General features: G+C 42.4%; 11 protein-coding genes. 4 read left to right on the top strand and 7 right to left on the bottom strand.

The genetic code is table 11. The features are described from left to right. Nucleotides 1–7 precede the first annotated feature (7 nt). The 3 genes from ABDW32_RS20110 to ABDW32_RS20120 form a co-directional block, all read right to left on the bottom strand. Complete coding sequence (locus ABDW32_RS20110; protein WP_343565625.1) at nucleotides 8–817, bottom strand: serine O-acetyltransferase; 810 nt, start codon at nucleotides 815–817, stop codon at nucleotides 8–10. A 315-nt stretch (nucleotides 818–1,132) separates the two neighbouring features. Beyond that, complete coding sequence (locus tag ABDW32_RS20115; protein ID WP_343565626.1) at nucleotides 1,133–1,516, bottom strand: DUF3037 domain-containing protein; 384 nt, start codon at nucleotides 1,514–1,516, stop codon at nucleotides 1,133–1,135. Continuing rightward, on the bottom strand, nucleotides 1,494–2,291 hold the full coding sequence (locus ABDW32_RS20120; RefSeq protein WP_343565627.1) for a HipA family kinase: 798 nt from the start codon (nucleotides 2,289–2,291) through the stop codon (nucleotides 1,494–1,496). The genes ABDW32_RS20115 and ABDW32_RS20120 overlap by 23 nt, the downstream gene beginning before the upstream one ends. A 285-nt stretch (nucleotides 2,292–2,576) precedes the next feature. On the opposite strand from ABDW32_RS20120, the gene ABDW32_RS20125 reads away from it, so the two are divergent. From ABDW32_RS20125 to ABDW32_RS20140, 4 genes are read left to right on the top strand one after another with little or no spacing between them, the layout of a single operon-like run. Further along, nucleotides 2,577–3,119, top strand: a complete 543-nt coding sequence (locus tag ABDW32_RS20125) for a DUF1599 domain-containing protein (protein ID WP_343565628.1) — start codon at nucleotides 2,577–2,579, stop codon at nucleotides 3,117–3,119. A 4-nt stretch (nucleotides 3,120–3,123) separates the two neighbouring features. Continuing rightward, on the top strand, nucleotides 3,124–4,311 hold the full coding sequence (locus ABDW32_RS20130) for a BT_3928 family protein (protein WP_343565629.1): 1,188 nt from the start codon (nucleotides 3,124–3,126) through the stop codon (nucleotides 4,309–4,311). Between the two features lie 6 nt (nucleotides 4,312–4,317). Continuing rightward, the gene (locus tag ABDW32_RS20135; RefSeq protein ID WP_343565630.1) at nucleotides 4,318–4,833 is read left to right on the top strand and encodes a shikimate kinase; all 516 of its coding nucleotides are present in this window, start codon (nucleotides 4,318–4,320) and stop codon (nucleotides 4,831–4,833) included. A gap of 17 nt (nucleotides 4,834–4,850) precedes the next feature. Continuing rightward, nucleotides 4,851–5,789, top strand: coding sequence for a glycerophosphodiester phosphodiesterase family protein (locus ABDW32_RS20140; RefSeq protein WP_343565631.1), 939 nt, complete (start codon nucleotides 4,851–4,853; stop codon nucleotides 5,787–5,789). Nucleotides 5,790–5,996: 207 nt separating this feature from the next. Here the strand turns inward: ABDW32_RS20140 and ABDW32_RS20145 are convergent, their stop codons facing one another. From ABDW32_RS20145 to ABDW32_RS20160, 4 genes are read right to left on the bottom strand one after another with little or no spacing between them, the layout of a single operon-like run. Then, a complete protein-coding gene (locus ABDW32_RS20145) occupies nucleotides 5,997–7,469 on the bottom strand; it encodes a TlpA disulfide reductase family protein (protein ID WP_343565632.1) in 1,473 nt (490 codons plus the stop codon). A 30-nt stretch (nucleotides 7,470–7,499) separates the two neighbouring features. Beyond that, nucleotides 7,500–8,969, bottom strand: coding sequence for a PKD-like family lipoprotein (locus ABDW32_RS20150; RefSeq protein ID WP_343565633.1), 1,470 nt, complete (start codon nucleotides 8,967–8,969; stop codon nucleotides 7,500–7,502). An 11-nt stretch (nucleotides 8,970–8,980) separates the two neighbouring features. Next, nucleotides 8,981–9,751 carry a DUF4843 domain-containing protein gene (locus ABDW32_RS20155; protein WP_343565634.1) on the bottom strand — a complete coding sequence of 257 codons (771 nt, stop codon included), beginning with the start codon at nucleotides 9,749–9,751 and terminating at the stop codon, nucleotides 8,981–8,983. A gap of 5 nt (nucleotides 9,752–9,756) precedes the next feature. After that, nucleotides 9,757–11,244: a RagB/SusD family nutrient uptake outer membrane protein gene (locus ABDW32_RS20160; protein ID WP_343565635.1), complete on the bottom strand. Its 1,488-nt coding sequence runs from the start codon at nucleotides 11,242–11,244 to the stop codon at nucleotides 9,757–9,759. Between the last annotated feature and the right edge of the window lie 3 nt (nucleotides 11,245–11,247).

The raw sequence follows: 11,247 nt of genomic DNA on the forward strand, positions 1-11,247 counted from the left end.
AATGTATCTATATGATTGGTTTTGAATCGATAAATTTTGACGTTGCCTGATGATACACAGTCGTGTAAGGTTCCACTGAACTTGTCAGCCAAACATTACCTCCGATCACGGAATGATGACCTATACGTGTCTCACCACCTAAAATCGTTGCTCCGGAATAAATAATGACATGGTCCTCAATCGTCGGATGACGTTTTACATTTGAATACACTTTGTCCACACTCAAGGCCCCCAAAGTGACACCTTGGTAGAGTTTAACGTAATTACCTATCGTACAGGTCTCCCCAATGACTAAGCCTGTACCATGATCGATATGCAGGTGATGGCCAATGGTCGCCCCGGGATGAATATCAATACCTGTTTTGGAATGTGCATGTTCGGTCAATATCCTTGGAATGAGCGGCACACCTAGGCGGTGGAGTTCATTTGCCATTCTAAAAATACAGATGGCAAAAAAGCCGGGATAGGTACGTACAACCTCACGTTTATTCTGCGCAGCCGGATCTCCGTCCATCAATGCATCAGCATCCCAGCACATCAGCTCATACAAAGCCGGAATACGTTCAAAAAACTGATGGGCCACTTGTGCATGATTGCAATCACCACAGGCTTTTGACTTGCTCAGCAGCTGTTCCAACTCCAGCTCAAATTGTCCAAAAGCAAGTTTTACATCCTCTACCGATTTCATTTCGCCAGAATTTCGCTCCGGAAAAAGCACATCCAAAATTTTGGTTGCCCAGCCGCAGATCTTCTTATTGGAGGGCATTTCTAAAACAGCCAATTGCTGCTCATAGATATGTTGATAAAAATCATGCATCTTCAAAAGTAAATATTAAAACAAACCCAGATAAAGTAAGCAGCCTAAATAAAGTAACCATTATATGCGATTCTAATGGAGTAATATACAAATCCAATGTCTCCTCCTGCTCTTCAAGTGCCTTATCTTTAAGCAAAGATACTATACAATATTGATAGATTAAGCCTTATTACCCTTAAAGTCTAGGATTAAATCATTTTTTTAGCGCTAATTGGATTCGAGGGCAACAACAGATGTTGACCGACAGGATCCTGTACGTATCACTTCTTTATTTTCAAGGGTACAAATTACCAATCTGGTTTTAAATTATGCCGATCAAAGCACTAAGCGCTCAAAGAGGTTCTGCAATGTAACTTCAGGATCTTCACAGAGTCCGGGATGTGAAGCCGAACACTGAATGACTGTGCTCCGCTTGGCGGTAAGCCAACGAAAGCGCTCCGTGATATCCAGGGCAGCCAGCTTTCCGGCATCTTTATCGCCATTACAGATCCGTTGAAACGAAGCCAAGTGGTTTTCAATCAGTTCCAGTTCAATTTTAGGGCAGAGCGCACGGACCTTCTGCTCATCTACGGCATAAATCATCTTGGCAAAACGATATTTACGGCAGTAGAGCGCAATACCTACGTTGATAAATTCCTCACGCTCTACACGTGGTACCAATCGTACCACCGCATATTCATATAAGGTTCTTTCTGGCATCTGCTATCTGTTTTACAAAAATTGATGAACTCGCCACACGTTGTTTCAGGAATGAAACGTATACTTCTCTCGCATCGGCTGCTGACAATTCACGTTCGGAATCCGCCAACCATTCGTCCGGAACCACAGCGAGTATCTTACAAAAAACATCTTCCGTAAAAATAGGGCTAAATTCAGCATCTATTTTTTCGACGATGTCCGCATTTTTTAACAAGACATGATCTTTGATCTGTACAAAGGGTTTGACCGACTGTTCTTCCCAATTGTCCCAGCTATGATGGAAATATAGGGATGCCCCATGGTCGATCAGCCATAGTTCTTTATGCCAGATCAGCATATTGGTGTTCCGTACGGTACGGTCCACGTTCATCAATAAGGCATCCAACCACACAATTTTTGAAGCCTCCTCTGCGCCGATCTGGTCGACATTGGCATCAAAAGTAATGGCACCACTCAAAAAATGAAGCCCGAGGTTTTTCCCTACGCTAAATTTGAGTAGATCCTGTATTTCTTCATCCGGTTCTGAGCGTCCGAAAGATTCATCCAGATGTGCAAAGACGATTTCAGGCACTCTTAATTTTAAAAGCCGGGCAAGCTCGCCACCGATCAGCTCCGCAATCAATGCCTTACGCCCCTGTCCTGCTCCTCTAAATTTGATGACATAACTAAAGCCGTCATCTGCATCGACAAGCGCCGGTAGAGATCCACCTTCCCGAAATGGCTGAACATATCGGGTGATTTCTACCTCGCGAATTATAGGTTGTTGAAAATTCATGAATTTCTATTTTCTTTCTGTTCAAAGTTAACCATCAATTCCAGACAGGAATTCAAACCAAAATAAAGTTACCTTATTTACAGGTTTGTTCAGCATAGCTGATACCGATTTATTACAGCTCCGCTACCGGTTAACCTTTTAATGGTGGAAATATCTCAAATATTTATTTATATTTTAGCAAAATAGCACAAATTGTACATTCATTTGACCATTAGAAGTACTATTTTCTAATTATATTTGTCATATAATCTCGACTTGTCTCATCAAGTTCTTTTCAAAAGCAATATGGATACTATTCAGGAATATAACAGTGTGATCAAGCACTGTCAAGATTTATTTATTAAAAAAACAAAAGATTACGGTACGGCATGGCGGATTATGCGTCTATCCTCCATTACCGATCAGATTTATATTAAGGCACAACGTATTCGTACCCTTGAAGTCAAAAAAGTATCTAAAGTTGCTGAAGGTGTCGTGGATGAATATATCGGCATCATCAATTATTGCATTATGGCCATGATCCAGATCGACCTGGGCGAAGATGGGGAGGAGAACCTCGATCCCGCCTTTGTCAATCAGAAATATACCGAAAAAGTCACTGAAACCAGAGATCTTATGTTGGCCAAGAATCATGATTATGGAGAAGCCTGGCGCGATATGCGCGTTTCTTCGATGACAGATCTGATCCTCATGAAAATCCATCGTGTCAAACAGATTGAAGACAACGGTGGCCAGACCATCGTTTCCGAAGGTATTCATGCCAATTACCAGGATATGCTCAACTATGCAGTTTTTGCGTTAATTAAGTTAGGACTAGCACAACAATAATCGGATGATGACAGCAGCACAACAGACAACAAAGACAAACTACCTATTAGGTTTTTGCCGTATTTTCACGGGACTTCTTTTTATCTTTTCCGGATTTATCAAGGCCAATGACCCTACAGGTTTCGGCTATAAATTGCAGGAATATTTTGAGGTATTTCACCTAACTGCTTTCAATGATTACGCAACGGCCATTGCTGTGGTAATCTGTGGTTTTGAAATCCTATTGGGTGCCCTTTTGTTGTTTGGGGTCTATGGCAATCTAGTGGCTTGGGGTCTATTGTTGTTGATTTTATTTTTCACCTTTCTGACATTCTATTCCGCTTTTTTTGAAGTTGTCACTTCCTGCGGCTGTTTTGGAGATGCCATCCCACTGACCCCTTGGCAATCCTTTTCCAAAGATCTGGTGCTGCTGGCCTTGATTCTGATCATCTTCTTTAACCGCAAACAGATCCGGCCTATTATCAAAGGATCTGGCAATCAATTTGTCGTCACCTTGATTACCACCGTTGTTTCATTGGGTATTGGTATATATACGGTTAATTATCTTCCTTTTATTGATTTCCTGCCTTATAAAATCGGTAATAATCTTCCTTCGCTGATGGTTCTTCCAGCGGGAAAAGAAGCGGATGTCTTTGAACAGCTCTACAGCATGAAGAACAAAAAGACGGGTGAAACCAAAAAAGTCAATGACAAAGTCTACATGGCGGATAAACTATGGGAGGACGAGTCATGGGAAATCATCGGTGAACCGGAAAGCAGGCTTGTCAAAAAAGGTTATGATATCCCTATTCCCGACCTGTTGATCACGGATGCGGACGGTACGGATCATACGCAGGAGATCATTGCCAATCCCTATTATAATGTGATCATCGTCGCCAAAGATCTTTCAACAACCAATATCGATGCCCTTCAGAAAATCAATCAGACGGTAACGCAGATGACCAAAGATTATAATGGTCTTCGCGTTGTTCTGCTGACGGCTTCGGCTTCCAAAGATGCGCAATATCTAAGCGACAAAATGCAACTGATTGCTGAAATATACTATGCGGATTTAATTCCGTTGAAAAGTATGGTCAGAGCCAATCCTGGGGTAATACTATTGAAAGGCGGAAATGTAATGGGCAAATGGCATTACAATAATTTCCCCGATGCGAAGACGATTGAAGACAATTTTTTAAGTAAGGACAAATAATACAATATGCCGAAACCTATATTTTTGATTGGCTATATGGGCAGTGGAAAGACCACGCTAGGAAAAAAGCTTGCCAGCAAGCTAGACTTACCTTTTATCGATACTGATGAGGAGATCGTTAAGCAGATCGGCATGAGCATTACCGACTATTTCGGTCAACATGGTGAGGCGGCTTTTCGGGAACTGGAGCGCGAACAGTTACGCAAATTTGCAGGCAATTATGCTGTCATTTCTACCGGTGGTGGGGCGCCCTGTTTTTTTGATAACATGGAATGGATCAGGGCCAATGGTTATGCAGTCTATCTCCAAATGACGCCCAAAGCCTTATTTGATCGTTTGTCGCAATCAAAATTACACAAAAGGCCTATTCTGATCGGCAAATCGCCAGAAGAATTACGAGCCTTTATCGAAGAGAAATTAACCGAACGCGAGCCTTATTATACGCAGGCTCATCTAACAATAGATCAGCTCAATACCCCAGTGGAAACTTTAGTCAGCCTGATCAGTCAGCATAATTTATAATCGCACAATCGTCCATTATGAGAATTCGCCTGTACTGTTTCATTTTATTTCTGACCTGTATAGCTGTTGGCGGTTGTTTTCGCCATAGCGGCGACACTGAAGGCCTACCTGTAGGCAAGCGTATCCAGCTGACCACAGTAGAGGATCTTTATCAGTTTTTGACCTATGATGACAACCGCTATCCGCTGGTCAGCCTGCATCGTGGCGGACCATCCTCTGGGTATCCGGAAAATGCCTTAGAAACCTTTGCTTATAATGCCAGTCTACAACCCGTTATTGTGGAGTGTGATGTCAGGCTCAGCAAAGATTCAGCGCTGGTGCTCATGCATGACAATACACTAAACCGCACTACCACAGGCCGTGGATCTGTCAGTGAACATACATTGGCTGAGCTGAAAAAACTGCGGCTAGTGGACAATAACAAGAAAATAACTCCTTACAAAATCCCGACACTGGACGAAGCGCTCGCCTGGGGAAAAGGTAAAGTCATTTTCACGCTGGATATTAAAAATGACGTACCTTACGAATCTGTGATCAATGTTATCCGTAAACAACGCGCTGAATCCAGCGTTGTTATTATCACCTATAGTGCCGGTCAGGCAGGTAAAGTGCACAACCTGGCAGGGGATCTGATGATATCCGCTTCGGTGAAAAATCTGGATGATCTAACCCGTCTTAACGAAAAAGATATTCCCGACAACAAGCTCCTGGCTTTTGTCGGCACACGTGAAGCTGATCCGCAACTCACCAAAGTACTGCATGATCACGGCATTATGTGTATCCTGGGTACCCAAGGCAATTTGGACCGGCAAGCTACCAAGAAAGGATTCCAGCTGTATGCCAGTTTTATTGAACGTGGTGCAGACATCTTGAGTACCGACCATCCAAAGGAAGCTGGACGCGCCTTAAATTTTTATGTTAAAAAAAGAGGGATCACTTCCAAATTTGTGCAGTAAATGACCCTATTTTTCATCGAATAGGACATGCGCAATAGAACCGTCATGCTTTCACACATACCAACAGTGATGAAAATCGACTAAAAGTTTTTTCGGGTACAAAAAACACTTTCAGAAAAAAATCCGCAGCTTCTTATTCAACAAGAAGCTACGGATTTCACTATGTTTCCGTTGTTATCGCAGATTTATGCGATTGTCGTGGAGCGACTATCCCTTTCTTGCAAGCTCAATTTTTGCGGAGATTTCATGAACTATTTTTTCCACGTCAGCGCCACCACCGGACGATTGAAAACGGATGAAACCAGCTTTGTCTATTACCACTTTGGTTGGTATACCTTTTACCCCGTAAGCCGATACTGTCGCCTGATCCCGGTTTTTCATTTCGTCAAATAAGACATGAAAAGTATATTTATTTTCATTGATAAAGTTGTTGACCAATTCTTTGTAATTTTCTTCCTTTTGCCAAGTATTGATAAATAGAAAAGCGACTTCCGGATCATTCTCATATTTGTTTACCGCAGCCTGCATTCCTGGGAAAGACATTTTGCATGGCCCACACCAGGTAGCCCAAAAGTCAAGCACAACAACTTTGCCTTTCAAGCTTGCCAGGGAAACTTCTTTGCCTGAACGGTCCACAAGAGAAAATTTAGGAGCTTCTTTTTTGACCATCTCAGATTTAAGTTTTGAAACCAGCATTTCATCAATACGCCCGTTCAAGTCTTTGAGATAAGTTGTCGTATCTGCCAAACCATTATTGAGTTTGCTGTATAGTGGCAGAAGTTCGGCCATTATTTCGGGTTCTCTCCCATTTTTGAGCACCTCCGATTCCAAAAGCTGAAAAGCATCCAAAGCCCTTCCTTTCAGGACCAGCGCTTTGGCGTACGAAATGTTTGCGGTTTCTGAAGGCGCCTCCGCACGTATTTTGTCTAAAATCTCCAGAGCTTTGTCAACCTGCAGATTTCCCATTAAGGCCTCAGCATATTGCAAGCTGATTGCTCCCAGGTATTGCCGTCCCATATTTTCTTTTTGACCTTCGGATTTTTGCTGCCTTAAATGGAGATAAACCGGTTCCAGTATTTTTTGCGCAAAGGCATATTCTTTTTGCTGGTTTAATTCCCGGCCAATACCGAAAATAGCATTCGTATAATTTGTGGTGGACCTCAATTGGTCCAAGTAGCTGTTCACCTTATCAAGGTTTTTCTCTTTTGCATACTGCTGGGCCACGGCTCCCAGGGCAAATCCATATATGCCCCTGTTTTTTTCATCGTAATTACTTTCGGGAAATTGCTTGCTTAAACGGATATACTCCGCTTCTGTTTGCGCAGCTGTCAGTCCATTTTTTTCAAACAGCTTACCAAAGGCTTCGTTGCGGGCTGTTATTCCTTTGGGAAATTTTTTACCAATGCTCTTTTTTATGGCTTCTGCCTTATCGTTTTTTTCCAGGCCAGTGTAGATTCGTCCCGCTAGCAACTGATCTTCTTCTTTTTTTGATTTCGCTAAATAATCAGCTTCTTTCAAAACCTCGGCTTTGGACGCTGCTGTTCCCTGTTGGAACAACCCATTGAGATGTTTATAAAGTTCCTCTTGTGTAATTCCTTTTTTTGCAGCCAGCTGTCCGAAAGTCACTTGACTCCCCAAAAGCAACAGGGGAATCGCCAATGTTATTGATTTTAAGTTCATATTTTTTAGATTTATTCGTTTCTTATTTTATCATTCTACCAGTATGCCTAAATGCACATCGACAATTTCTTCAACAACATGCTTGTGAGCCTGTTCCAACAGCATTGTATTGGCATTATAGATATAGATCGACCCCTGTTTATCAGCAGCTGGATCATTTGTGCCAATCATTAATTTCCCATCAAGGATCTTAAACTTAACAATATCACCACTGGCATCCGATGGCAACTGCACATATTTTTGGAATTCTACCCCTAGGTAGGAGGCCATATAAATCGTCTTGCCTGCCGCCATATACCATCTGCTTGTCCGCCCGTCAAAATATACATAACCAATTTGACTGGATGTGGGTATTGTAGCAGTCCCCAACTGACTGAAAGCTTTGGGTTTATAATCCGCGCTATAATCCAGACGATAGGAATACAATTGATTATCTTGCCTGAAAAGATAAATATGGTTGATCGATGGAATGTTAGCATAGCTGCAAGCAAGGAATGTTTTTCCGTTCATCAGTTCCTGACCCGCGATTTCCTTATAGTCATTCACATAATTATATTCGTTGCTGGTCACGCCATTATCCCATACACGCACCTTTTTATTGTTTTCGTCGTATATACTCATAAAATACCGGCCGTTTCCAAGTGGTGTAGCTACGCCATTTGGAGCTATTTTATAGTCCGAAGGGTCATTCATAAATGCAGGAAGTGCTATTGTACCTTTCCTTAATACATGGAATTTGCCTTTATTGACCGCATAGATCACCTCATTATATAAATCCGCCTGTACCTGAGTCGGGCGGAACACAAAATCTCCGCCCCCGACGTAACTTGACGAATTGTACAATAAAGTGGGGACAAACTCACGGGAATCAATAACTGCCACCGGATTTGCTGCATCCTGAACGCCAATGGTTAAGACATTATAAAAATCCGAAGACGAGGCGCCGTATTTTTTTGTTCCGCTGATGGACAGCGGATTTTTCCCCAACTTATCCAAGTTGGATAGCAGGACCTTGTCAAACGAGGATTTTTTGGAAATACTGGATAAGCAATAGAGCGAAGCATCTTTCGCTTTATTCTGGGTCAAAACATAGTAGCCCCATTTATAGGGGTTCACAATATTCAAAAAGCAATGATAGCTTGTTGTGGTACCCGTTGATTTGTCTGAGACATGAAACTCAGCTGCAATCTTTCCATAGCGTTTATTCGCAACATAGAGAAGGTCTTTCGTTCTACTTACTGTTACGGAATCCACCTTCCATTCAAAAGTCAGCGCACTGGTATCACTGCCTGACAAGGAGCCCGTGACCGTAGGACTCAATCGGACCGTATCATGAAAAGGAATTTCATAGATCCGACCTGTAGGATGTCTATTATCCAATAGACCGGCGATCGAAATGGAGTTCACATCTTTATAATCATAATTGCCCAAATCCTTGGAGCAGCCTCCACATAGAAAGATTGCCAAGAACAGGATATAGGTTAGATTTTTTAAGTTCATCTGCTTAAGCATTAAGGTAATTGAATTCTTTCTTTCGTAGTATCGCCGTTCGGATACACCTGATGATCGATAAAATACTGCTTGAGCACCTGGATATAGTTAAATGTCACAGGATACCAGCTTCCATTGGCTGAAGTAGGCATATTATTCCAATAATATACCGGCCCGGGAGCAGCAGTGTAGAGATCCGGCGATGGATCTGCCCCGAGGTAGTAAATCTGCATCCATTGCTGAAATATTTCTTTTTGATACGGGCCGAAATAGTTCTTCCAGGTATTCCACCATGTAGGTTCGTTCAGAATATCATCAACGATAATTTTTATTTTCTGATTGTACACATTCCCCGGAACAAATTCACTATTTCCCTCCAACCGCAAATAGAGTATTGTTGGTTCGGTCTTCATTTTGATGGAGCGCTGGAATGTGATAAATAACGTATCGACAAAGTTATTTGCCCCCATCACCGGGGAAGAGAACTTCACCGTATTGGGTTCATATCTGGAAGAATCTTCTAGGATGTAAGCATAGGTACGGTTATTGGATGTTGACTTTCCCCCTACACGAACAGGCACTGCGATCGTTTTTTCCCTACGTTGCAGATCTGCATCCAACGCAAAACCATAATAGACACTATCAATGTATTTTTCTGCCGCCTTTGTATTGGCATTTGGATAGGCAAAATAAATGTAGCTCTGCGCAGCATCAAACTGAAGCATGTTATCATTTTTATTACATGCACTCCATATCACAGCAGCACAAAAAAGAAAAATATATCTTTTCATCTTGATTAATTTTGAGGGTTATACAACAATTCATCTGCTGGGATCGGTAGCCTGAAAATTTCATTTTTAGGTTGCACCAATGTGGCTCGATCTATCGGCCGAAAGAGACGTTTATACTCTGTGAATAAATACCCCTCGCCGATATTTTCCTTACGCATTTCGTCAAATATCAGGTCCCGGATCTTTTGTGCGGTCATATCCGCGCTTAGGGCTAGATCTGTGGTGATATTTCTTGTATTTCGAACAAGGTTTAGGTATTCCATCGCCTTGGCTGGGCTACTTGAGGCATAATTTTCGGCAGCAATCATATAGATGGTATGCAAGCCGATCACTTTACTTTCATACAACGGTCTATAATTCACGTCTGAAGGCAGCCGAGTCTGATCAAACAGGTATTTGGATAGTTTCCAGGGATAAGAGGTATTGGGCTGTACAAACCAAGCAGCGAGACGTGCATCATTGAGCGATCCATGAACCGTACTATTGTAAAGGTTTGTCCGCAACCAGTTATAATTGGGAAATAAAAACGGCGAAGTAGAGCCTGTCGTTGTCGCGTCCGCCTGCGTAAAAACAGTGCTTACCTTTGCCCCTAACCTACTGGAAAACAAAGCAAAGATATTTTCCATGGGCATACGGATATTTCCCACTGATCCGATTTCACTGGAAAGTGCCATCCGAATACTTTGCGTTGTCTTCAATTCGCTAATAAGCTCTTCCGCATATTTTCCGGCGTTGACCAGGTCACCTTTCCACTGTGCCACCATAGACTGTAACGCGACAATAGCGTAATAATTCATTCGGATCCCCCGATAATCAATCAGGCTATTGTATTGCTCATAGGCAAATTGATTTAAATTGGCATTACGGGCATTGGACCGTATCGGATCCTTTTCCAGTAAATCCCGGGCCTCGGACAGGTCTTTCTCCAACAAAGCGATCACCTCGGCTGCGGAAGAAAATTTGGTGGCTGAATACGCAACGGCAGTCCGGTAAGGGATCGCTTTCGCTTCAATCCCTTCGCTCGGAATGGATGGGCCAAACAATTTTAACAGCTGAAAATGACAGAAGGCCCTTAGCCCTATTGCCTCACCACGCACCAGATTGTAGTAGGGGTCATTTTCAATACGGCTTACATTCCCGAGTATAATATTCGTCTGATTGATACACTGGTAAAACCTCGCCCAGATGTTATCGATTATTTTCTTCGGCTCATCGTAATTATACTCATACCGAAAGGAACGATAATATTTATGGGCTGAGTTCGTCACATTGTATGAACCCACCAGACTTTCCATAAAACCATATTTCATCTCCCGACCATATAGCGTATCGGTATTTAATGTTTCGTATACCCCGGCAAGCGCAGCGTTGAAACCTGAACGATCGGTGAGCAGATCTTCTTCGTAGGCCTTATCCGTAGGGTTTACATTTAAGAACTTTTCGCAGCTCGACAATACGCCCAGCATCACGATAGCAATTAGAAACTTTTTCATGCT

It is taken from the genome of Sphingobacterium sp. (assembly GCF_039596235.1).
Classification (GTDB): Bacteria; Bacteroidota; Bacteroidia; order Sphingobacteriales; family Sphingobacteriaceae; genus Sphingobacterium.

Coding starts and splice junctions, on each gene's coding strand:
- ABDW32_RS20110 (WP_343565625.1), bottom strand. CDS start 817: ATGCATGATTTTTATCAACATATCTATGAGCAGCAATTGGCTGTTTTA.
- ABDW32_RS20115 (WP_343565626.1), bottom strand. CDS start 1,516: ATGCCAGAAAGAACCTTATATGAATATGCGGTGGTACGATTGGTACCA.
- ABDW32_RS20120 (WP_343565627.1), bottom strand. CDS start 2,291: ATGAATTTTCAACAACCTATAATTCGCGAGGTAGAAATCACCCGATAT.
- ABDW32_RS20125 (WP_343565628.1), top strand. CDS start 2,577: ATGGATACTATTCAGGAATATAACAGTGTGATCAAGCACTGTCAAGAT.
- ABDW32_RS20130 (WP_343565629.1), top strand. CDS start 3,124: ATGATGACAGCAGCACAACAGACAACAAAGACAAACTACCTATTAGGT.
- ABDW32_RS20135 (WP_343565630.1), top strand. CDS start 4,318: ATGCCGAAACCTATATTTTTGATTGGCTATATGGGCAGTGGAAAGACC.
- ABDW32_RS20140 (WP_343565631.1), top strand. CDS start 4,851: ATGAGAATTCGCCTGTACTGTTTCATTTTATTTCTGACCTGTATAGCT.
- ABDW32_RS20145 (WP_343565632.1), bottom strand. CDS start 7,469: ATGAACTTAAAATCAATAACATTGGCGATTCCCCTGTTGCTTTTGGGG.
- ABDW32_RS20150 (WP_343565633.1), bottom strand. CDS start 8,969: ATGAACTTAAAAAATCTAACCTATATCCTGTTCTTGGCAATCTTTCTA.
- ABDW32_RS20155 (WP_343565634.1), bottom strand. CDS start 9,751: ATGAAAAGATATATTTTTCTTTTTTGTGCTGCTGTGATATGGAGTGCA.
- ABDW32_RS20160 (WP_343565635.1), bottom strand. CDS start 11,244: ATGAAAAAGTTTCTAATTGCTATCGTGATGCTGGGCGTATTGTCGAGC.